The organism is Riemerella anatipestifer ATCC 11845 = DSM 15868, from assembly GCF_000252855.1.
Taxonomy (GTDB): domain Bacteria; phylum Bacteroidota; class Bacteroidia; order Flavobacteriales; family Weeksellaceae; genus Riemerella; species Riemerella anatipestifera.
The window spans coordinates 929077-950174 of record NC_017045.1 but is presented as its reverse complement, the minus strand read 5'-3'; the positions used below and the strand labels follow the sequence as shown (position 1 = coordinate 950174).

At 35.5% G+C, this 21098-nt stretch carries 23 protein-coding genes; 21 read left to right on the top strand and 2 right to left on the bottom strand.

Annotated features, from left to right (window positions below; all coding sequences use genetic code 11):
- Positions 1-8 precede the first annotated feature (8 nt).
- The 5 genes from RA0C_RS04625 (at position 9) to RA0C_RS04605 (ending at position 5055) form a co-directional block, all read left to right on the top strand.
- Positions 9-614, top strand: coding sequence for a LemA family protein (locus RA0C_RS04625; RefSeq protein ID WP_004918316.1), 606 nt, complete (start codon positions 9-11; stop codon positions 612-614).
- Positions 614-1045: a TPM domain-containing protein gene (locus RA0C_RS04620; RefSeq protein WP_004918318.1), complete on the top strand. Its 432-nt coding sequence runs from the start codon at positions 614-616 to the stop codon at positions 1043-1045. The genes RA0C_RS04625 and RA0C_RS04620 overlap by 1 nt, the downstream gene beginning before the upstream one ends.
- Entirely contained in the window at positions 1026-1808 is a 783-nt protein-coding gene (locus RA0C_RS04615) for a TPM domain-containing protein (protein ID WP_004918319.1), read from the top strand. Before RA0C_RS04620 ends, RA0C_RS04615 begins: the two co-directional genes overlap by 20 nt.
- 118 nt (positions 1809-1926) lie before the next feature.
- Entirely contained in the window at positions 1927-4077 is a 2151-nt protein-coding gene (locus RA0C_RS04610) for a S9 family peptidase (protein ID WP_004918322.1), read from the top strand.
- A gap of 60 nt (positions 4078-4137) precedes the next feature.
- Positions 4138-5055: a TIGR01777 family oxidoreductase gene (locus RA0C_RS04605; protein WP_004918325.1), complete on the top strand. Its 918-nt coding sequence runs from the start codon at positions 4138-4140 to the stop codon at positions 5053-5055.
- Here RA0C_RS04605 and lpxB read toward each other — a convergent pair.
- Together lpxB and RA0C_RS04595 are read right to left on the bottom strand one after the other, a co-directional pair.
- Positions 5052-6152: a lipid-A-disaccharide synthase gene (gene lpxB / locus RA0C_RS04600; RefSeq protein ID WP_004918327.1), complete on the bottom strand. Its 1101-nt coding sequence runs from the start codon at positions 6150-6152 to the stop codon at positions 5052-5054. The two genes, RA0C_RS04605 and lpxB, sit on opposite strands and share 4 nt — an antisense overlap.
- 205 nt (positions 6153-6357) lie before the next feature.
- The gene (locus RA0C_RS04595) at positions 6358-7041 is read right to left on the bottom strand and encodes a zinc metallopeptidase (protein WP_004918329.1); all 684 of its coding nucleotides are present in this window, start codon (positions 7039-7041) and stop codon (positions 6358-6360) included.
- Between the two features lie 81 nt (positions 7042-7122).
- Between RA0C_RS04595 and RA0C_RS04590 the strand changes: the two genes are divergently transcribed.
- The 16 genes from RA0C_RS04590 to RA0C_RS04520 all read left to right on the top strand — a co-directional run bounded on the left by RA0C_RS04590 (position 7123) and on the right by RA0C_RS04520 (position 21084).
- Entirely contained in the window at positions 7123-8247 is a 1125-nt protein-coding gene (locus RA0C_RS04590; protein WP_004918331.1) for a GNAT family N-acetyltransferase, read from the top strand.
- Positions 8248-8257: 10 nt separating this feature from the next.
- On the top strand, positions 8258-8437 hold the full coding sequence (locus tag RA0C_RS10545) for a hypothetical protein (protein ID WP_004918333.1): 180 nt from the start codon (positions 8258-8260) through the stop codon (positions 8435-8437).
- A gap of 123 nt (positions 8438-8560) precedes the next feature.
- The gene (locus RA0C_RS04585) at positions 8561-8926 is read left to right on the top strand and encodes an NADH-quinone oxidoreductase subunit A (RefSeq protein WP_004918335.1); all 366 of its coding nucleotides are present in this window, start codon (positions 8561-8563) and stop codon (positions 8924-8926) included.
- Positions 8927-8969: 43 nt separating this feature from the next.
- The gene (locus RA0C_RS04580; RefSeq protein WP_004918338.1) at positions 8970-9524 is read left to right on the top strand and encodes an NADH-quinone oxidoreductase subunit B; all 555 of its coding nucleotides are present in this window, start codon (positions 8970-8972) and stop codon (positions 9522-9524) included.
- Positions 9525-9606: 82 nt separating this feature from the next.
- Entirely contained in the window at positions 9607-10101 is a 495-nt protein-coding gene (locus tag RA0C_RS04575; RefSeq protein ID WP_004918340.1) for an NADH-quinone oxidoreductase subunit C, read from the top strand.
- 35 nt (positions 10102-10136) lie between these two features.
- Positions 10137-11360: an NADH-quinone oxidoreductase subunit D gene (locus RA0C_RS04570; RefSeq protein WP_004918341.1), complete on the top strand. Its 1224-nt coding sequence runs from the start codon at positions 10137-10139 to the stop codon at positions 11358-11360.
- A gap of 58 nt (positions 11361-11418) precedes the next feature.
- On the top strand, positions 11419-11931 hold the full coding sequence (locus tag RA0C_RS04565; protein WP_004918343.1) for an NADH-quinone oxidoreductase subunit NuoE family protein: 513 nt from the start codon (positions 11419-11421) through the stop codon (positions 11929-11931).
- A gap of 12 nt (positions 11932-11943) precedes the next feature.
- The gene (nuoF, locus tag RA0C_RS04560; RefSeq protein ID WP_004918345.1) at positions 11944-13305 is read left to right on the top strand and encodes an NADH-quinone oxidoreductase subunit NuoF; all 1362 of its coding nucleotides are present in this window, start codon (positions 11944-11946) and stop codon (positions 13303-13305) included.
- Between the two features lie 97 nt (positions 13306-13402).
- Positions 13403-14122, top strand: coding sequence for a hypothetical protein (locus RA0C_RS04555; RefSeq protein ID WP_014411258.1), 720 nt, complete (start codon positions 13403-13405; stop codon positions 14120-14122).
- A gap of 51 nt (positions 14123-14173) precedes the next feature.
- On the top strand, positions 14174-15193 hold the full coding sequence (locus RA0C_RS04550; RefSeq protein WP_013446883.1) for a 2Fe-2S iron-sulfur cluster-binding protein: 1020 nt from the start codon (positions 14174-14176) through the stop codon (positions 15191-15193).
- A 3-nt stretch (positions 15194-15196) separates the two neighbouring features.
- Entirely contained in the window at positions 15197-16261 is a 1065-nt protein-coding gene (gene nuoH / locus RA0C_RS04545) for an NADH-quinone oxidoreductase subunit NuoH (RefSeq protein ID WP_013446882.1), read from the top strand.
- Positions 16262-16334: 73 nt separating this feature from the next.
- Complete coding sequence (locus RA0C_RS04540) at positions 16335-16862, top strand: NuoI/complex I 23 kDa subunit family protein (protein WP_013446881.1); 528 nt, start codon at positions 16335-16337, stop codon at positions 16860-16862.
- Positions 16863-16865: 3 nt separating this feature from the next.
- The gene (locus RA0C_RS04535; RefSeq protein ID WP_004918355.1) at positions 16866-17363 is read left to right on the top strand and encodes an NADH-quinone oxidoreductase subunit J family protein; all 498 of its coding nucleotides are present in this window, start codon (positions 16866-16868) and stop codon (positions 17361-17363) included.
- Between the two features lie 6 nt (positions 17364-17369).
- Positions 17370-17696: an NADH-quinone oxidoreductase subunit NuoK gene (gene nuoK, locus RA0C_RS04530; RefSeq protein WP_004918357.1), complete on the top strand. Its 327-nt coding sequence runs from the start codon at positions 17370-17372 to the stop codon at positions 17694-17696.
- A 7-nt stretch (positions 17697-17703) separates the two neighbouring features.
- Positions 17704-19596 (top strand): NADH-quinone oxidoreductase subunit L, encoded by a 1893-nt coding sequence (gene nuoL, locus RA0C_RS04525; RefSeq protein WP_004918359.1) that lies wholly within the window; start codon positions 17704-17706, stop codon positions 19594-19596.
- A 3-nt stretch (positions 19597-19599) separates the two neighbouring features.
- Positions 19600-21084, top strand: a complete 1485-nt coding sequence (locus RA0C_RS04520; protein ID WP_004918361.1) for a complex I subunit 4 family protein — start codon at positions 19600-19602, stop codon at positions 21082-21084.
- Positions 21085-21098: the final 14 nt, after the last annotated feature.

Sequence of the window (21098 nt, the reverse complement as noted above, 5' to 3'; positions counted from 1 at the left end):
ATGAAACTATGAATAATAAAGGATGTATGAGTGCTAGTACTATTTTTATAGCACTGGGAGTTATTTTGGTCGGGCTTTTCTTTTGGGGAAAGTCAGGTTATAATACTTTTGTAGAGAAAGACCAAGAAGTAAACTCTAAATGGTCTAATGTAGAAACGGTTTACCAAAAAAGAGCTAACTTAATCCCTAACTTGGAAAGAACAGTAAAATCTTACGCTCAGTTTGAAAAAGAAACTCTAACAGGAGTAATTGAGGCTCGTTCTAAAGCTACTTCGGTAACTATAGACCCTACTAATATGACGGAAGCTGATTTAGCAAGATTTCAGTCGGCACAAGGGGAATTGAGCGGAGCGTTGAGTCGTCTAATGGCTGTGGTAGAGCAGTATCCTAATTTGAAGGCAGACCAACAATATATTAATTTTCAAAGAGAATATATAGCAATAGAGAATAGTATTAGAGCAGAAACGGTTTATTTTAATGATGCAGTAAAAGATTACAATAATACTATTAAGAAATTCCCTAATAACATTTTGGCTAATTTTACTAACTTTAGAGATAAGCCTTATTTCCGTTCCGAAGTAGGAGCAGAAAAAGCTCCAGAAGTTTTCAAATAATGGTTAAAGATTATCTTACAGAAGAACAACAGGCTTCCCTTGTGGAAGCCATTAAAGTAGCTGAAAGTTTTTCTACAGGAGAAATTAGAGTTCATATAGATACTCAGTCAGAACATCATCACGCTAAGAGAGCTTTTGAGGTATTTCAGTCGTTGGGTATGCAAGATACTAAACACAGAAATGCAGTTTTATTTCACATTAACTTTGATAATAAATACCTTACGATTATAGGTGATGAGGGTATTCATAAAAAGGTTAAGCAAGAGTTTTGGGACGGATTGCACGATGAAATTACCGCCTCATTTGCTCAAGGTAAATATTATTCAGGGTTGAAGGAAGCTATTTTAAAGGCAGGTCAAGAACTCAAAAAATATTTTCCTATAGAAGGACAAAATCATAACGAATTACCGAATGAGATTACATTCTCTTAAAATATTCTTACTTCTATCTTTTATTTGGTTTGGAAATCTTGTAGCTCAGTATCAAATTCCTAAAAAGCCAAGTGTACTTTATCCAGTTTACGATGAGGTAGGCTTACTTTCTGTACAAGAGAAGCAACAGCTTAACCAAAAACTGATAGCCTTTGCGGATTCTACTTCTACCGAGATAATGGTCATTATTATCCCAACAACTAAGGGCGAAGATATTAACTATGTGGCTACAATGTTTGGGCAACAGTGGGAAATAGGTCAAAAAAAGGTAGATAATGGGGTAGTTTTTCTTATAGCTACGGAAGATAAGAAAGTGTCTATACAGCAGGGGCGTGCAGTGGAGCAATATCTTACAGCTTCCACAGCGGGACAAATTATAGATTATCTTGTAGTACCTCGTTTTAAAAGAGGTGCTTGGTACGAAGGTATAGATTACGGAACAACTGCGATTATAGAAGCTGTACAAGGTAAATTTAAACCTATTCCGAAGCCTGAAGGAAATAGCGGATTAGCGGCAGGTATCATTATTTTTATTATAATAGTATTTATTTTACTGATGTTTTCAGGACATGATTCTAATGGGAGAGGTGGTTACGATGATGAAGATGTAATTATTACAAGACGAGGAAGACGCTCTTATTCTGGAGGATTCTTTCCTTTTCCAGGGGGAGGTTTTGGAGGAGGCTCTAGTAGTGGAGGAGGTTTCGGCGGTTTTGGCGGCGGTGGTAGCTTTGGCGGTGGAGGAGCCAGTGGTGGTTGGTAATCTCAACTATAATAGGATTTTCATAACGGAGTTTATTTTAAATTCAAAGGAGACTAGAGGTGTTTTGTTTTCAGTGTAACATTTTTTAGTATCTTTGAAGTTAGAACAAATTATCGTTATGAAATTTAATAAAAACTATTGGTTAGCCCTATTAGTAGTGGGGTTGTTACCTGCTCAAAAACAAAAGTTTACAATGAGTGAAGCTGTTAATGGGCTTCGTTCTAATTTGGCAATTAAGAATTTACCTCAATTACAGTGGGCAAAAGATGGTTCAGCGTATATTCATTCGGTTAAGAATGCCTATATGGTTACAGAGTACCCTTCAATGAAATCGGATACTTTAATTTCTCTTTACCAAATCAACCAAAATTTAACAGGAGGTAGAAAATTATTTGGTTTTCCTAATCTCAATTTCATCAATAATAATACAGCTTATTTTTCTCAGGACAACACCCATTATTTGTTGGAGAAAAAAAGTAATGGTTGGAATATTAAAGAATGGGAGCGTTTGCCAGAGGAAGCGGATAATATCACACTGTTATCGGATAATTCCACTTTTGTTTATACGGTTAAAAATAACCTTTATTGGCAAAAAAATGGACAAGCATTTGCAATCACCGATGAAAAGAACGAAAATATCATTAGTGGACAATCGGTTCACCGTAACGAGTTTGGGATAGATGGAGGTATTTTCTCTGCTCCTGATAATTCTATGATTGCATTTTACAGAATGGACCAAACAATGGTGAATGATTATCCTGTGATAGATTGGTCGGTTACGCCTGCAAAAAATCATAATATTAAATATCCTATGGCGGGTGGTACTTCTCATCAAGTGAGTTTAGGTGTTTATGATATAAAATCTAAAAAAACTCATTTTCTAAATATAGAAGGAGATAAAGAACAGTATTTAACGGCTGTTTCGTGGAGTCCAGATGCTAAATATATTTTTGTAGGTGTTCTCAATAGAGACCAAAATCACCTCAAAATGAATCAATATGACGCTAAAACAGGAGCGTTTATCAAAACTCTTTTTGAGGAAAAAAGTGATAAATATGTAGAGCCACAACACTCGTTGGTATTCTTACCTAATTCTAATACAGATTTTCTTTGGCAGAGCCAAAGAACGGGATATAATCATTTGTTTCACTATCATTTAACTAAAGGTTTGGTTGGTCAAATTACAGAAGGGGATTGGTTAGTGAGTGATATTCTAGGATTCAATGCCAAGAAAAATGAAATTTATATAGAGGCAACTAAAGAAACCCCTTTAGAAAAACACTTGTATAAGGTTAATTGGCATAACAAGAAAATGGTGCGTCTTTCCAAGTCGGCGGGTGTTCATAGGGGATTGCTTAATCCTTCTGGGACAGTATTGTTAGATAGCTATTCTAACGCAACTACGCCAAGAAAAATAGAGGTCATCAATACCGATACAATGGTGTCTAGTACTTTGTTGTCTGCAGATAATACTTTGGAGGGATACCTTCGTCCAGAGGTTAAAAATGTAACACTAAAAGCAGATGATGGTACGCCTCTTTATGGAAAGCTGATTTTGCCAACTTCATTTAATCCAAATAAAAAATATCCTGTTATTGTTTATTTATATAATGGTCCACATCTACAGTTGATTACTAATTCTTTCCCTGCCAGTGGCAATCTTTGGTACGAATATTTAGCACAGAGGGATTATGTTGTCTTTACTATGGACGGTAGAGGTTCGTCTAATAGAGGTCTAAAGTTTGAGTCAGCACCATTTCGTCAGCTAGGAACTGTGGAGATGAATGACCAACTAAAGGGAGTGGATTATTTAAAATCATTATCTTTTGTAGATGCTGAAAGAATGGGCGTTCATGGTTGGAGTTTCGGAGGGTTTATAACGACGAGTTTAATGCTTCGTCACCCAGAGGTCTTTAAGGTAGGTGTGGCAGGAGGTCCTGTGATAGATTGGAAGATGTATGAAATTATGTACACAGAGCGTTATATGGATACCCCACAGCAAAATCCAGAAGGCTATGCACAAGCTAATCTACTAGATAAGGTACAAAATCTTAAAGGGAATTTACTCTTGATACACGGAGCTCAGGATGATGTAGTGGTATGGCAACATACGATTGATTTCTTGAAAGCAGCAGTTGATAAAGGGGTGCAATTGGATTATTTTGTCTATCCAGGTCATGCTCATAATGTGCTAGGTAAAGATAGGGTGCATCTGATGCAAAAGGTTACAGATTATTTTGATGCTCATTTGAAAAATAATAAAAATTAAATCTAAAGGCTCTAGGATTAAATATCTTAGGGCTTTTTGATTAAAAAAGTGGAAGCAAAGATGAAAGTTATTATTTCAGGAGGAACAGGCTTTGTAGGGAAACATCTTATCGAATATCTTCTCTCAAAGGGATATGAGATTTTTGTTTTAACTAGAAGGCTACCACCTCATAATCCGCAGAGCAACTTACGCTATTTTGAATGGAATCCTCAGTTAAAAACTTTTGATAAAAAACCTTTTGAAATGGCAGATGCTATCATCAACCTCGCAGGAGCAGGTATTGCAGATGAACGCTGGACTACTCAAAGGAAAGAAACACTCGTCAATAGTAGAATCAATGCTAATGAGACCATAGTAAAGGCTTTACAAGAAGTGGATAATCATATTAAGATGGTTATTAGTACTTCTGCGATAGGTTGGTATGGGTTAGAAATTCCTAGTGATATGCTTTGTATGGAAGATATGCCCGCTGCAGCAGATTTTTTAGCACAATTATGCCAAAAGTGGGAAAATTCTATAAAGCCAGTCAGTGATTTAGGGAAAAGATTATGTATTCTACGAACAGGTATTGTTTTAGGAGCAAATGGTGGGGCTTATCCTAAAATGACTCAACCTTTAAATTTTGGTATTAAACCTCTGCTTGGAAATGGTAAACAAATGATGAGTTGGGTTCATATCAAAGACCATTGTGCTATTTACCATCACTTATTAGAGAGCGAAGTGGAAGGTATTTTTAATTCGGTGGCACCTAATCCAGTAACACAAAATGAATTTTTAAATCAAACTCAAAAATATAAAAAGAAATATAGTCTGCCTGTAAAAGTTTCTAAATTTTTTCTTAGAATGATGCTAGGCGAACTATCGGATATGCTAATTTCTAGTGCTAAAGTCTCCTCACAGAAAATAGAACAAGCAGGGTATAAATTTAAGTATCCTAATATAAAAGATGTCGTTGAAGATTTAGAGAAAAGCAACTAAATTTTAGTAATGATTTCTGCGGCTTTCTCGCTAGCTCCTTTTCCTCCTAGTTTTTCTTTGAGAATTTTATAGTCAGAAAGAAGACTAGCTCTATTTTCATTGAGAATCAGTTTGAGTTCTTTAACAAGATTAGGCGTATTGAGTTCATCTTGAATGAGTTCTTTAACCACTTCCTTATCCATAATTAAATTCACAAGCGAAATGTATTTAATATGTTTAATGAGGCGTTTGGCGATTTCGTAGGAAATTTTACTTCCACGATAGCAAACCACTTCTGGGACTTCTAATAAGGCAGTTTCCAAAGTAGCCGTACCAGAGGTTACGAGTGCCGCATCGGAGCATCGGAGAAGGTCATAGGTTTTATTAGAAATAAAGCTAACCTCCCTATCTACATAACTTTCGTAGAAGGATTTAGGTAAACTAGGTGCTCCAGCGATTACAAATTGATAGTCCTTAAATTCGCTTCTAACGGAAAGCATTATTGAAAGCATTTTTTTTACTTCTTGTTCTCTAGAGCCTGGTAGTAGTGCAATGATTTTTTTATCGCTTAGTTGATGTTCTTTTCTAAAATTCTGAATATCAATCGGTGGTAAATCAGATAAAGCATCTAAAAGGGGGTGTCCAACAAAATGAGCTTCTATTTTATGTTTTTTATAAAAATCCTTTTCAAAAGGCAGAATAACGAGCATCTCATCTACATATTTTTTTATAGTATTTACTCTGCTTTCCTTCCATGCCCAAAGTTGAGGGGAAATGTAATAAACCACTTTAATACCTAGCTTTTTTGCAAATTTTGCAATTCTAAGATTAAAACCAGGGTAATCTACAAGAATTAAGACATCAGGGCGAAAATTACGAATGTCCTCTTTACAGAATTTAATATTTCTGAGTATAGTCCCTAAGTTTTGGACAACTTCTACAAATCCCATAAATGCCAAATCTCTGTAATGCTTTACCAAAGTGCCACCTTGTTGCTCCATTAAATCGCCACCCCAAAATCTAAAAGTAGCGTTAGGGTCTTTTTGTTTTAGAGCTTTCATAAGGTTGCTTCCGTGCAAATCTCCAGAGGCTTCTCCTGCTATAATGTAGTATTTCATTTATGAAGGATTTAGGGCAAAGATAATTAAAAATATAGGAAGCTATGCTCTGATATACAACTATTATTGTTGGAGAACTCTAAAAATAGAATATGAGAAATGAATTTTGGTTATATGGGAATATTCAATTAAGGAATAATTATCTATAAAAACACCCAACTCAAAAAAACTTGAGATGGGTGAGTTGTGTTTATTAAATTTTTATTCAATCTCTCCTCTCCATCAGCATAGAAGCAAAGTAAATTAGCTGAGCTAATGAGCCCAATGCTGCGACTACATAAGTTCTAGCAGCCCATTTTAGAGAGTCTTCAGCACCTGCATATTCTTGTGTAGTTACAGTACCTGTGCTTTTCAACCATTTTAAAGCACGGTTACTAGCGTCGTATTCTACAGGAAGAGTAACGAATGCAAATAGTGTTGTGATGGCAAATAGCCCAACTCCTACAGCTAATAAGGTTTTGTTACCGCTTGCAGCCATTACAGCGATACCGCCTATAAGAATAAATTGTAATAAGTTAGAACTGATATTAACGATAGGAACTAACTTAGAACGAAGTTGTAACATAGAATACCCTACGGCGTGCTGTACAGCGTGTCCACATTCATGAGCGGCAACGGCAGCAGCAGCGGCATTTCTTTGCATATAGACAGCTTCAGATAAGTTTACTGTTTTGTTTATAGGATTATAATGGTCAGTAAGTTGTCCAGGTATAGATACTACCTGAACATCGTGTATACCATTGTCTCTTAACATTTTTTCTGCCACTTCTTTACCAGAAAGTCCGTTACTAAGAATTACTTTAGAGTAGTGATTAAACTTTGATTTTAACCTCGCCGAAACCAACCAACTTACTAGAGTGATGATTCCTAAAATAATATAATACCCCATATAATTTAATTTTTAGCCACTACTTAGAAAAAATTATGCCAAACTTTTATGTTATATTTGCTGTAAAAAATGACCCAAAATATGGCATCTATAGCAGTAAAAAAGGTAACTAATGACAGAGAATTAAAGGATTTTATAAAATTTCCAAATAATCTTTATAAAGAAAATTCCAACTACGTGCCACCACTTAACAACGACGAAAAGAATATTTGGAATGCTAAAGAAAACCCTGCTTTATCTTATTCTGATGCAGAACAATATTTAGCGTATAGAAATGGTGAAGTGGTTGGGCGTATTGCACTTATAGTTAATTACAAAGAGGAGAAAGAGTTAGGTATTAAAAAGTTGCGTTTTGGGTGGCTGGATTTTATAGATGATATAGAGGTTTCAAAAGTATTGATGGATAAGGCTATAGAAGTAGCTAAATCTAAAAATCTTCCCAAGATTGAAGGTCCAATGGGGTTTACCAATTTGGATAAAGCAGGTATGTTGGTGATGGGGTTTGACAAGTTGGCAACTATGATAGGGATATATAATTTTGACTATTATCCAACACATTTGGAGCAACTTGGACTTAAAAAAGAAAAAGAATGGGTAGAGTTTGAAATTGATTTTCCAGAGCAACTACCAGAAAAAATAACCAAGTTTAGTGGTCTTATTAAAGAAAAATATAAGCTTAAGGTTCTTAGGTTTAATCATAAAAAAGAAATATTGCCCTTAGTAGAGCCTATGTTTAAATTACTAGATGAAACTTATAAAAATTTGTCTACCTACACGCCGATTTCAGATGAGCAAATCAAGACTTATAAAGAGAAATATTTTGGTTTTATAGACAAAGATTATATTATTTGTATTGCTGATGAACATGATGATTTAATTGCTTTTGCTATCACAATGCCATCTTATTCTAGAGCTTTGCAAAAGGCTAAAGGTAAGTTGTTACCGTTTGGGTGGTGGCATTTTCTACAGGCAAGTAAAAAGAATGATAGAGCTAATTTTTACCTAATAGGTATTCGTCCAGATTATCAGCGTAGAGGCGTTACTTCTATTATCTTTGAAGAAATTTATAAAGTGTTTAAGCAGAAAGGGGTGAGGTTTTTAGAGACCAATCCTGAGCTTGAAGAAAATAAAAATATTCAACTTTTGTGGCAGGATTATAATCCGGTTAATCACAAACGAAGAAGGACTTATTCACTAGATATTTAAAGCATTTTCAATGAAAAAACAACTCTATCTTTATGCGATTTTAATTATTGTATTTATATTGTATAATACTATTTTTAAAGTAGAAGATGGGCGGATAAACACCATCATTAATATTGTCTTTGCAAGTGTACTATTTTTGTATATTGCTTATATAGCTTGGGTGATATTAAAGAAAATGAAAAACAGATAAAACATCTATTTAAAATAATTCTAAATTAACTAAATATAAGTTATTTTGCTTTTAAAAAGGAGGTGGCTTTTTTAGTTTTAAGGTTTAATTTCTTAGCTTTGCAAGTCAAGAATTAAAATTATTATGAGTATTCCAGAAAATTATATTCCAATTTTAATACAAGCTGCTGTAGGCTTGGGGTTTGTGTTGATTTCTTTGGTAGCTTCTCATTATTTGGGTCCTAGGCTGAATGGCGGAGTTAAAGATGATGCTTTTGAGTGTGGGGTAGAGATTGAAGGAGATGCTAGAACACCATTCTCTGTTAAATATTTTCTTACAGCTATTTTATTTGTTTTATTTGATATAGAAATAGTTTTTTTCTACCCTTATGCGGTTAATTTTAGAGAGTTTGGGGTAGAAGGCTTTTTAGCTGTTCTTACATTTGTAGCAGTATTTTTTATCGGATTTTTCTATGTTCTTAAAAGAGGAGCTTTAGATTGGGATAAGTAAGAATGTTTAAGTAACTATTATATTTAAAAATTAGAAAAACGAGATGTCTAATAAACCTATTATAAAAACAGATGCACCAGCTCCTCCAGGATATTCAGGAGAGGGGTTCTTTGCAACAAAATTAAGTAGCCTTATAGGAATGGCTCGTTCTTATTCCTTATGGCCACTACCATTTGCAACTTCTTGTTGTGGTATTGAGTTTATGGCAATGGCGATGCCTACTTACGATATGGCAAGATTCGGTGCGGAAAGAATGTCTTTCTCTCCAAGACAAGCAGATTGTCTTTTGGTTTGCGGAACTATATCTAAAAAATTAGCACCCGTGCTTAAGCAAGTTTACTCTCAGATGGCAGAACCTAAATGGGTAATAGCGGTGGGAGCTTGTGCGAGTAGTGGTGGTATTTTTGATACTTATTCGGTACTACAAGGGATAGATAAAATTATACCTGTAGATGTATATGTGCCAGGATGTCCGCCTAGGCCAGAGCAGATATTAGAAGGGTTTATGCAGGTTCAGGCATTGGCACAGAGTGAAAGTCTTAGAAGAAGAGATATGCCAGAGTATAAGGCATTGTTAGAAAGCTACGGTGTTAAATAAACTGAGATAATTTGAAATTGAGAGCTAGATTATCAAAAAATTAAAAAAGTTAAATCATTGTCAAATTATCATATAAAAAGATATGAACAACGAATTTGTTTTAGAGGCCATAAATAGAGAATTTCCAGAAGCGGTATTGTCAGTTTCTGAGCCTCATGGTCTGTTAACATTAGAGGTAAAAAAAGAAGAGGTAAAAAAGCTTATTCATCATCTAAAAGATTCTTCTTTAGAAATAGGTTTTCTTACAGATATATGCGGTATCCATTATCCTCAAGATAAGGCTAAAGAGTTAGGAGTTATCTATCATCTTCATAATATGAAGACTAATTTTAGAGTTCGTCTAAAAGTGTTTATGCCGATAGAAGAAGCAGAGGTAGATACCATTTCAGATTTATATTCAGGAGCTAACTGGATGGAGAGGGAAACATTTGATTTTTACGGTATTAGATTTAAGGGGCATCCTGATTTAAGAATTATCTTAAATGACCCAGATATGGGCTACCACCCAATGCTTAAGCAATATCGCTTAGAAGATGGTACTAGAGAAGATAAAGATGATAAAATGTTTGGTAGATAGAGCTATTGGATATTTTACCTAAAATAAAATGAATTATGAAAGATAACGAACTATCTAATATACTTAGCCAATACGAAAGTAGCGAACAAATTGATGGGGAATTATATACCCTTAATTTAGGACCTACACACCCTGCGACACACGGTATATTCCAGAATGTACTAACAATGGATGGGGAAAAGATACTTCACTCTGAGCAGACGGTAGGTTATATTCATCGTGCTTTTGAGAAAATATCAGAGAGAAGACCTTACGCTCAGATTACTACGCTTACAGACCGTCTTAATTATTGTTCTGCTCCAATCAACAACTTAGGATGGCATATGACGGTGGAAAAACTCATCGGTTGTAAAGTGCCGAAGAGAGTAGATTATATGCGTATCATCATTATGGAGTTGGCTAGGATTGCAGACCATTTGGTATGTAACGGGGTAATAGGAGTAGATACAGGAGCAATTACAGGGTTTACCTATGTGTTCCAAGACAGAGAGCGTATTTACGAAATGTACGAGCAAATCTGTGGTGCTAGAATGACTACCAATATTGGTAGAATTGGTGGTTTTGAGAGAGATTTTAGCCCTAAATTTCATGAATTAATTAAAGATTTTATTAAAAACTTCCCAAAAAGATTCCAAGAGTTTTGTAACCTAATGGAACGAAACAGAATCTTTATGGATAGAACTATCGGGGCAGGACCTATTTCGGCAGAGAGAGCTCTTAATTACAGCTTTACAGGACCGAATCTTCGTGCAGCTGGGGTAGATTACGATGTGCGTGTAGCACAACCTTATTCGTCTTATGATGATTTTGATTTTATCATTCCGGTAGGAACGGCAGGAGATACTTATGACAGATTTATGGTTCGTCAGCAGGAGATATGGGAAAGTTATAAGTTGGTTAAAAATGCTTACGAAAACCTTCCAGAAGGAGACTATCACGCAGATGTTCCAGAATTTTATTTGCCAGCAAAGGCAGATGTTTACACCAAAATGGAAGCTCTTATTTATCACTTTAAAATTGTGATGGGAGAGCAAGATATTCCTAAAGGAGAGGTGTACCATTGTGTAGAGGGTGGAAACGGAGAGTTAGGCTTCTATCTTATTAGTGATGGTGGAAGAACGCCATACAGACTACACTTTAGAAGACCTTGTTTTATATACTACCAAGCGTTCCCAGAGATGATAAAAGGCTCTATGATTTCTGATGCTATTGTAACTATGAGTAGTATGAATGTAATTGCAGGAGAATTGGACGCCTAAAATTTTGCTAAAACTAATATAAAGACTAGAGTACAAAGTACTTTTACAAGATAAAAAAATGAACGAGACAGTTATAGCTTTTAAGCCAGAAACCTTAGAAAAGGTTCATAAAATCATCGCTAGGTACCCTGAAGGGAAACAAAAGTCGGCACTTATTCCTGTTTTGCATATTGCACAAAAGGAATTTGGAGGGTGGCTTAGTGTTCCTGTGATGGACTATGTGGCGGAGGTGCTTAACATATTGCCAATAGAGGTGTACGAAGTGGCTACTTTCTACACGATGTTTAATATGAAGCCGGTAGGTAAATATGTGCTAGAAGTGTGTAGAACAGGACCTTGTATGCTCAATGGGAGTGATGATATTTTAGACCATATCCGTAAAACACTTAACATTAAGGATGGAGAGACTACGGAAGATGGTTTGTTTACATTAAAACCAGCGGAATGTTTAGGGGCTTGTGGCTATGCACCGATGATGCAGTTAGGAAAATTTTATCATGAACATTTAACTAAAGAGAAAGTAGATGAAATCCTTGAGCTATGCAGACAAGGAGCCATTGCTTTGGATTAAATAAAAGAAAAAATGAGTAAAAAACTTTTACTTAAAGATGCACATATAGAGGGTATTCGTTATTTTGATGTTTACCGCAAACAGGGGGGCTATCAAGCGGCAGAAAAAGCGCTTAAGATGAATCCTGAAGAAATTTTAGAAGAAGTAAAAACCTCTGGACTTAGAGGTCGTGGAGGAGCAGGTTTCCCTACGGGGCTTAAGTGGAGCTTTTTAGCGAAGCCAGAGGGAGTGCCTAGACACTTGGTAGTGAATGCCGATGAGTCAGAGCCAGGTACTTTCAAGGACAGATATTTGATGGAATTTATTCCTCATCTTTTAATCGAGGGAATGTTAATTTCGTCTTACTGTTTAGGCTCTAATGCTTCTTACATTTACATTAGAGGAGAATATTCTTGGATTCCTGATATTTTAGAGGAAGCTATTGAGGAAGCTAAAAAAGCAGGATTTTTAGGTAAAAATATATTAGGTTCTGGTTTTGATTTGGAAATTTATGTCCAAAGAGGAGGTGGAGCTTACATCTGTGGAGAGGAAACAGCTCTTCTAGAATCATTAGAAGGAAGAAGAGGTAATCCTAGACTAAAACCTCCATTCCCAGCGGTTAAAGGACTTTGGGAAAGACCTACGGTAGTTAACAATGTGGAGTCTATTGCAGCAGTAGTGCCTATTATCAATATTTCTGGAGCAGAGTATGCTAAAATTGGTGTAGGTCGTTCTACAGGAACTAAGCTAATTTCAGCGTGTGGTAATATTAACAAGCCGGGAGTTTATGAGATTGATATGACCATTACTGTGGAAGAATTTATATATTCTGATGAATATTGTGGTGGAATACCTAACGGAAAGCGTCTTAAGGCGTGTATTCCTGGAGGTAGTTCTGTGCCTATTGTACCAGCTAATTTATTGCTGAGAACTATAGATGGTAAACCAAGATATATGAATTACGAATCCCTTTCGGAAGGGGGCTTTGCTACGGGAACGATGATGGGGTCAGGTGGTTTTATTGTTTTAGATGAAGACCAATCTGTGGTAAAACACACCATGACTTTAGCTCGTTTCTACAACCACGAAAGTTGTGGGCAATGTACACCTTGTAGAGAAGGAACGGGGTGGATGTATCGTATCCTGAAAAAAATTGTAGAAGGTAAAGGAGAAATGTCCGATATAGATTTGTTGTGGGATATTCAAAGAAAAATAGAGGGTAATACTATTTGTCCGTTAGGAGATGCGGCAGCGTGGCCTGTGGCTGCAGCTATTCGTCATTTCCGTGATGAGTTTGAATGGTATGTTAAAAATCCAGAGTTGGCATTAACTCAAAACTATGGTTTAGGGAGCTATGCAGATCCTATTCCTTTAAAAGTGGAGGAAAGTAATTAGAATGAAAACTAAGTATATATACATATTTTTGCTTTTATTTGCTTGGAGTTCTGTTAGCTCTCAAGTTAGGGATAATAGACCTTTTAAAAAAGGTTCTATGTTCCTTTTTTGGGGGTGGAATAGGGCTTGGTATTCAAACTCTGACATAGGTTTCAGTGGTTCTAGATATAAGTTTATGCTTCACAATGTAAAAGCAGCGGATAGACCCACAGATTTTGATTTAGGAGTTTATTTTGGACCTACTAAAATTACATTGCCTCAAACTAATGCAAGAGTAGCTTACTTCGTTAAAGATAATTTGGCATTGGTTTTTGCTATTGACCATATGAAGTATGTAATGGAGCAAAATCAAGTAGTTGATTTTAGTGGTGAAATCAAAAACCCATATGCCTATTATGTTAAAGATGGTAAAGTGGATTTGAGTGATGGACAGTTTTTGACTTTTGAGCATACAGATGGACTTAATTATGTTAATCTTGGTTTAGAAAAATATAACTCTTTAGTCAATACTAAAAATGTAGATATTTATTGGGCTTATGGAGGAGGAATAGGAGGTTTATATCCTAAAACTAATGCTAAATTGTTTGGTAATGAAAGAAGTGATAGATTTCATGTAGCAGGTTTTGGAGCTGATGTTAGAGCAAATTTGAATTTAGTATTATGGAAGCATTTTTTGGCTAGGCTTGAAGTGAAGTACGGATACATAAATATGTTTGATATAAAGACTACCTTAAATAATACAGATAAAGCTTGGCAAGATTTTATCTTTGGTCAAGTTAATTTTGGGATAGGATATACATTTAATACTAAAAAATAATTAACTAATAGGGTTTATTTGGTAATTCAAATAGACTAATTGTATAAGATTATGAGTGAGGAAGTTAAAAAGTTTAAAGTAACTATAGATGGGCAGACTACAGAGGTTGCTCCTGGTACTAGTATCCTAGAGGCTGCTAGACAAATCGGGGGGAAGTCTGTGCCACCAGCAATGTGCTATTATAGTAAATTGGAAACTAGTGGTGGTAGATGTCGTACTTGTTTAGTAGAGGTTTCCAAAGGGTCAGAAGCAGACCCTAGACCAATGCCTAAACTTGTGGCAAGTTGTCGTACAACAGTGATGGACGGTATGGAGGTGAAAAATTTAACTTCTGAGAAAACTCAGGAGGCTAGAAAGGCCGTTACCGAATTCTTACTTGTCAACCACCCATTGGATTGTCCAATTTGTGACCAAGCAGGAGAGTGTCATCTTCAAGACTTAGGCTATGAGCATGGAGTAGAAAACACAAGAACGGAGTTTGAAAGACGAACTTTTGAGCCAGAAGATATAGGTCCTTATATTAAACTCAATATGAATCGTTGTATCCTATGTGCTAGATGTGTCTTAGCGGCTAATCAGCTTACTAAAGAGAGAGAGCATGGGATATTATTTAGAGGAGATCACGCCGAAATATCTACTTACCTCAATAAAGCACTGGAGAATGATTTTATAGGAAATGTGATTGATGTTTGTCCTGTAGGTGCTTTAACGGATAACACGTCTCGTTTTGCGAGTAGAGTGTGGTTTACAAAACCTATGAACGCGACTTGTAAGTGCGAAAAATGTAGTGGTAAAGCGGTATTGTGGATGAAGGGTGATGATGTTATCAGAGTAACGGCTAGAAAAGATGAGTATGGTGAAGTAGAAGAATTTATTTGTAATGATTGTCGTTTCCATAAGAAAGATGTTAAGTATTGGAATGTTGAAGGACCGAGACATATTAGCAGACATTCTGTAATTTCTGCTAATCATTACGAAGATTCAACGAATGCTTACGAGCTTTTGGAGGATAATACAGCTAAAGAAATAGATAGCTCTACAGAAAATAAAAATCAAGAAGAAGAAAAATAAGTTATGGATTTATTGACCTTTAAAACGATATTGGTAATCTCTCTTTTTATTCTGTCTCTTACAGTAGCGGCTTATTCTACTTGGGCAGAAAGAAAGGTGGCTGCATTGATGCAAGACCGTATTGGTCCTAATAGGACTGGTCCATTGGGATTATTACAGCCTTTGGCTGACGGTGGTAAATTTTTCTTTAAGGAAGACTTTATTCCTAAAAATTCAGAGAAGTTTTTATTTATTTTAGGTCCTGGTTTAGTGATGTTTATATCACTTATTACAGGAGCGGTTATCCCTTGGGGAAAAAGCCTTAACATCGGTGGAGAATCGTTTAGTTTACAAGTAGCTAACATAGATGTTGGGGTGCTTTACCTTATAGGTATGGTATCTGTGGGAGTTTATGGTATTATGATAGGAGGTTGGGCTTCTAATAACAAATATTCGCTTATAGGTGCCATTCGTGCATCTTCTCAGATGATATCTTATGAATTGGCCATGGGGTTAGCATTGTTATCTATCATTATGATGGCGGGTTCTTTGGATTTAAAGGTAATTACAGAAGTGCAAAGTACAGGCAAACTATGGGGTATAATTCCTATAGGTTCTGGAATGAATTGGAATATTTTTTATCAACCTGTAGCCTTCTTAGTTTTCTTGGTAGCTGCATTGGCAGAGTGTAACCGACATCCGTTCGACTTACCAGAATGTGAGGCTGAACTTGTGGCTGGTTTTATGACAGAATATTCTGCGATGAAGCTAGGATTATATATGTTTGGAGAGTATGTTAACATGTTTATATCCAATGCTTTAATGGTGGTTTTATTCTTTGGTGGTTATAATTATCCAGGTATAGAATGGGTAACAACTACCTATGGTGAAAATGTAGCAGGAGTTTTGAGTATTGTTGCATTTTTGAGCAAAACATTCTTCGGTATCTTCTTGTTTATGTGGATTAGATGGACGCTTCCTCGTTTCCGTTACGACCAACTGATGCATCTTGGTTGGAAAACTTTAATCCCATTAGCATTAGTTAATTTATTGATAACAGGAGCGGTAATATTAGCGTTTGGAAGTTAATACCAAGTTTATAAAATTGAAATACAAGATAAAGACAATTAGATAATGTCTAACATCTAATATCTAATAGATAATGAAATTAACAAATAGATCAAAAGTAGTTTCTAATAAAAAGATGACTTTGGCGGAAAAGGCTTATCTCCCTGCTATAGTTAAGGGTATGAGCATTACACTAAAGCATTTTTTTAAGAAAGATAGTACGATACAATATCCAGAACAGGAAAAGCCAAGGGCTAAAGTATGGCGTGGGAGACATGTTCTTAAAAGAGATGATGAAGGTAGAGAAAGATGTACCGCTTGTGGACTTTGTGCGGTTGCTTGCCCTGCGGAAGCCATTACGATGACTTCGGCTGAAAGAACTAAGGAAGAAAAACATCTTTATAGAGAAGAAAAATATGCTTCTACCTACGAAATTAATATGTTGAGATGTATTTTCTGCGGATTGTGTGAGGAGGCTTGTCCTAAATCAGCGATTTATCTTACAGATAGATTAGTAGATGTAGAGTCTAACCGTGGTTCTTTTGTCTATGGAAAAGACAAACTAGTGGAGGATATGAACAATAGAATAGATATTAGTGAAAGACAAAAGAAATCTTATTAAGTAATGGAGCAGATTGTTTTTTATATTATTTCAGGTTTAGCGGTTATTAGTGCTATCTATTTTGTAGCAGCTAAAAATCCGTTATATAGTATATTGTCTTTAGTAATTACATTTTTTTCTATAGCAGGATTGTATATATTACTTAACGCTCAATTTTTGGGAATTGTGCAGATTATAGTATATGCAGGAGCTATTATGGTTTTATTCTTATATGTGCTTATGATGCTCAATCTAAAGGAGAAAGACGAAGGCAAAAAGAATAACCTAATGAAATTTGCAGGAATTTTCTCTGCAGGACTTCTTTTAGTAGGTTTTGTAGGAGCTTTAAGAGGTTATGTAGGAAATGAATTACCTGTAACTGAGATTACAGAAGGTGTAGGGCTTACCAAAAATTTGGGAAGATTATTGTTTAATGAGTATGTATTGCCGTTTGAGTTGGCTTCAATTTTAATTCTTTCGGGGATTGTAGGAGCGGTGCTAATTGGTAAAAAAGATTTATAAAATATTATGGAAATGAATTCTTTTGTACAGAACATTCCTTTGGATTATTATGTAGTTTTATCTACATTTTTATTCTGTTTGGGTGTTTTGGGTGTTTTGTTAAGAAAAAATGCCATTGTTATTTTGGGATGTGTAGAGCTTATGCTTAATTCTGTAAATCTATTATTAGTAGCATTTTCTACCTATTACGGAGATGCTCATGGGCAGATGTTAGTGTTTTTCATTATGGTGGTAGCTGCGGCAGAAGTAGCTGTGGGACTGGCTATTATTACTATGATGTACCGAAATATAAAATCAGTAGATATTAGTATTTTAAATAAATTAAAAGGATAAAAGAAATATGGAAAATATAGTTTATGCAATTGTTCTTTTTCCTTTATTAGGCTTTTTAATCAACGGGTTACTAGGGAAAAGATTACCTAAAATTGTAGTAGGCGGTTTGGCTACTGCGGTGGTATTTGTTTCATTTTTACTTTCGGTTTATATCTTTACACAGTTCAATTCGGATAGCCCAGCTTTAGTGGTAAAGGCTTTTGAATGGTTCCGTGTTAATGGTATGCAGGTTAATTTTGGGTTTCAGGTAGACCAGCTTTCTTTAATGATGATGATGATCATTACAGGGATTGGTTCTTTAATCCATTTGTATTCTATTGGTTATATGAGCCACGATGAAGGCTTCTATAAATTCTTTACTTACCTCAACCTGTTTATATTTTCTATGTTACTTCTAGTAATGGGAAGTAACTATTTGATTCTGTTTATCGGTTGGGAAGGTGTTGGTCTTTGTTCTTATTTATTGATTGGTTTTTGGTATAAAAATCAAGAATATGGTAAGGCGGCTAGAAAGGCTTTCATTATGAACCGTATAGGAGATTTAGGTTTGTTGATAGGTATTTTTATGTTAGCATCTGAAGTGAATGCGGTAGATTATCTAAGTGTAGCTCAAAACTCATCTAAATTTGCCATTGATAGCCCAGTGGTTATCTTCATCACATTGAGTTTATTTGTAGGAGCGGTAGGTAAATCAGCACAATTGCCGTTATTTACATGGTTACCAGATGCCATGGCAGGACCTACTCCAGTATCTGCTCTTATCCACGCAGCTACGATGGTTACAGCGGGTATTTATTTGGTAGTTCGTTCTAACTTCTTATATTCTTTAGCACCTACAACATTAGATGTTATCTTGTATATAGCATTGCTTACAGCAGCTTTAGCAGCGTTTATGGCGTTAAAGCAAAACGATATTAAAAAGGTATTGGCTTACTCTACTGTATCTCAGCTAGGGTTTATGTTTGTAGCTTTGGGAGTAGGAGCTTATACAGCGGCTATGTTTCATTTGATGACACACGCTTTCTTCAAGGCATTACTATTCTTAGGTTCGGGTTCTGTAATCCACGCAATGAGTGGAGAGCAAGATATGAGATTTATGGGAGGACTTAAAAAGTATATTCCTATAACTCACGCTACTTTTCTTATAGGTACATTGGCTATATCAGGAATGCCGTTATTTTCAGGTATGATTTCTAAAGATGAAATATTGGTGTCAGCGTATGCTAAAAATCCAATATTCTGGGTAATTCTTTTCGTAATAGCAGCTATGACGGCTACTTATATGTTTAGATTGTATTACCTTACTTTCCACGGTTCTTTCAGAGGAACAGAGGAGCAAAAACATCACCTTCACGAGAGCCCACTTAATATGACTTTACCATTGATGGTTTTATCAGTGTTGTCTTTGTTGGGTGGTTTCTTGAATTTGCCTCATTTTATAGCTCACGGAGAATACCAAACTTTACACCATTGGTTAGAAGGGTTATATTATGTTTACACAAAGGAAACGGTTGAAGTTCCATTTAATGTAGAAATGATTTTACTAGGGCTTACAGTACTAATGTTCTTTGTAGTTTGGTTTGCCGTAAGATATTTGTATGTTACTAAAAACAAACAGCCTAAAGCTGAATACACAGGCTGGGAAAAACTGTCTGCTCAAAAATTATATATAGACGAAATTTACAATGCTGCTGTGGTAAAACCAGTGGAAGGCTTGGGTAAATTGACTTCTATGTTTGATAAAGGAATTTTAGACCGTTTAGTAACGCTTGTAGGTTTAGGTTCGGTAGGTTCAGGTAGAGCATTCAAAAAAGTTCAGAATGGAAATGTAGAAAACTACATTTTAATTATGTCTTTGGCGATAGGTATTATTTTAATTATTAACTTTTTAGTTCTATAATAGATGTTATTATCATTATTACTATTACCTCTTGTAGGTTCAGGATTGGTTTTTGCTTGGAAGAGCTCTCAGAGTAGGTATTTGGCATTTGGTATAGCTTTAGTCCAGCTGTTACTGGCATTTGTGATGTTGTTTAATTTCAACTACGCAGATTCTGTAGGTGGGGAAATGCAGTACCAAATACAATACGATTGGAGTTATTTGATAAGAAGTAGCTTAAGCTTCGGTGTAGATGGTATGGGAATGCTAATGATATTGCTTACCAATATTTTAGTGCCTTTTATCATTCTGTCTTCGTTTAATCAGCAGACATCTTATAGAAATACTTTTTATGGGCTTATCTTATTGATGCAGTTTGGTCTTTTAGGCGTTTTCACTGCGTTAGATGGTCTGTTATTCTATATATTTTGGGAAGTTACCCTTATTCCTATATGGTTTATATGCGGAATTTGGGGGCAAGAAGACCAAAGAATTAAAACAACTACTAAGTTCTTTGTTTATACTTTCTTTGGTTCTTTATTCATGTTGGTAGGTTTAGTTTATTTATACAATCATTCAGATTCTTTTGCTTTGATAGATTTGTATAATGCGGCTCTAAATACTGAACAGCAAACCTTTGTTTTCTGGTTAATTATGATGGCATTTGCGGTTAAGTTGCCGTTGTTTCCTTTCCATACTTGGCAGCCAGATACTTATACTTATGCACCAACGCAAGGCTCTATGCTTTTGTCGGGGATTATGCTTAAAATGGCAGTTTATGGAGTATTAAGATATCTATTACCAATAGCTCCAGAGGCTGTATTAGGTCTTTCTGGTAAAATAATAATGGTAATGGCAATAGTGGGGATCATCTATGGAGCGTTGATAGCCATTGTGAATAATGATGTTAAGAGAATTATCGCTTATTCATCTCTATCGCATGTGGGGTTAATGGTTGCAGGAATTTTTGCTTCTGCTATTGTTACACTTAATGGTACGTTTACTTATGAAGGTGCTGAGGGTGCTATGGTACAAACTTTTGCACACGGTATCAATGTAGTAGGATTATTCTACTGTGCTGATATTCTCATCAAAAGATTTGGTACAAGAGACCTTCGTCAGATGGGTGGATTGGCTAGAGTAGCACCTAAGTTTGCGGTTCTGTTTATGGTTATTTTATTAGGGTCTATGGCGGTTCCGTTGACAAATGGATTTATTGGAGAATTTATGTTACTAAAAGCCGTATTTAGCTACAATACATTAGCAGTAATAGTTTCTGGATTAACAGTAATCTTAGCAGCAGTATATATGTTAAGACTTTATGGTAAAGCAATGTTTGGGGAAGGAGATGAAACTGTTTTATCACAAGTTAAAGACCTTTCAGCGGTAGAATTTTCGGTATTGGCAGGGTTATCTGTTTTTGTAATAGTATTGGGAGTATATCCTAACATCATTATAGAAATGGTGCAAAGTTCGTTAAAGTTTATTTACTTATCTGTGATAAGTTAACAAAATGATATTTT

Bases quoted from the DNA above. Each gene is read 5' to 3' on its own strand.
- RA0C_RS04625 (WP_004918316.1), top strand. From the start codon at position 9: ATGAATAATAAAGGATGTATGAGTGCTAGTACTATTTTTATAGCACTG.
- RA0C_RS04620 (WP_004918318.1), top strand. From the start codon at position 614: ATGGTTAAAGATTATCTTACAGAAGAACAACAGGCTTCCCTTGTGGAA.
- RA0C_RS04615 (WP_004918319.1), top strand. From the start codon at position 1,026: ATGAGATTACATTCTCTTAAAATATTCTTACTTCTATCTTTTATTTGG.
- RA0C_RS04610 (WP_004918322.1), top strand. From the start codon at position 1,927: ATGAAATTTAATAAAAACTATTGGTTAGCCCTATTAGTAGTGGGGTTG.
- RA0C_RS04605 (WP_004918325.1), top strand. From the start codon at position 4,138: ATGAAAGTTATTATTTCAGGAGGAACAGGCTTTGTAGGGAAACATCTT.
- lpxB (WP_004918327.1), bottom strand. From the start codon at position 6,152: ATGAAATACTACATTATAGCAGGAGAAGCCTCTGGAGATTTGCACGGA.
- RA0C_RS04595 (WP_004918329.1), bottom strand. From the start codon at position 7,041: ATGGGGTATTATATTATTTTAGGAATCATCACTCTAGTAAGTTGGTTG.
- RA0C_RS04590 (WP_004918331.1), top strand. From the start codon at position 7,123: ATGGCATCTATAGCAGTAAAAAAGGTAACTAATGACAGAGAATTAAAG.
- RA0C_RS10545 (WP_004918333.1), top strand. From the start codon at position 8,258: ATGAAAAAACAACTCTATCTTTATGCGATTTTAATTATTGTATTTATA.
- RA0C_RS04585 (WP_004918335.1), top strand. From the start codon at position 8,561: ATGAGTATTCCAGAAAATTATATTCCAATTTTAATACAAGCTGCTGTA.
- RA0C_RS04580 (WP_004918338.1), top strand. From the start codon at position 8,970: ATGTCTAATAAACCTATTATAAAAACAGATGCACCAGCTCCTCCAGGA.
- RA0C_RS04575 (WP_004918340.1), top strand. From the start codon at position 9,607: ATGAACAACGAATTTGTTTTAGAGGCCATAAATAGAGAATTTCCAGAA.
- RA0C_RS04570 (WP_004918341.1), top strand. From the start codon at position 10,137: ATGAAAGATAACGAACTATCTAATATACTTAGCCAATACGAAAGTAGC.
- RA0C_RS04565 (WP_004918343.1), top strand. From the start codon at position 11,419: ATGAACGAGACAGTTATAGCTTTTAAGCCAGAAACCTTAGAAAAGGTT.
- nuoF (WP_004918345.1), top strand. From the start codon at position 11,944: ATGAGTAAAAAACTTTTACTTAAAGATGCACATATAGAGGGTATTCGT.
- RA0C_RS04555 (WP_014411258.1), top strand. From the start codon at position 13,403: ATGTTCCTTTTTTGGGGGTGGAATAGGGCTTGGTATTCAAACTCTGAC.
- RA0C_RS04550 (WP_013446883.1), top strand. From the start codon at position 14,174: ATGAGTGAGGAAGTTAAAAAGTTTAAAGTAACTATAGATGGGCAGACT.
- nuoH (WP_013446882.1), top strand. From the start codon at position 15,197: ATGGATTTATTGACCTTTAAAACGATATTGGTAATCTCTCTTTTTATT.
- RA0C_RS04540 (WP_013446881.1), top strand. From the start codon at position 16,335: ATGAAATTAACAAATAGATCAAAAGTAGTTTCTAATAAAAAGATGACT.
- RA0C_RS04535 (WP_004918355.1), top strand. From the start codon at position 16,866: ATGGAGCAGATTGTTTTTTATATTATTTCAGGTTTAGCGGTTATTAGT.
- nuoK (WP_004918357.1), top strand. From the start codon at position 17,370: ATGGAAATGAATTCTTTTGTACAGAACATTCCTTTGGATTATTATGTA.
- nuoL (WP_004918359.1), top strand. From the start codon at position 17,704: ATGGAAAATATAGTTTATGCAATTGTTCTTTTTCCTTTATTAGGCTTT.
- RA0C_RS04520 (WP_004918361.1), top strand. From the start codon at position 19,600: ATGTTATTATCATTATTACTATTACCTCTTGTAGGTTCAGGATTGGTT.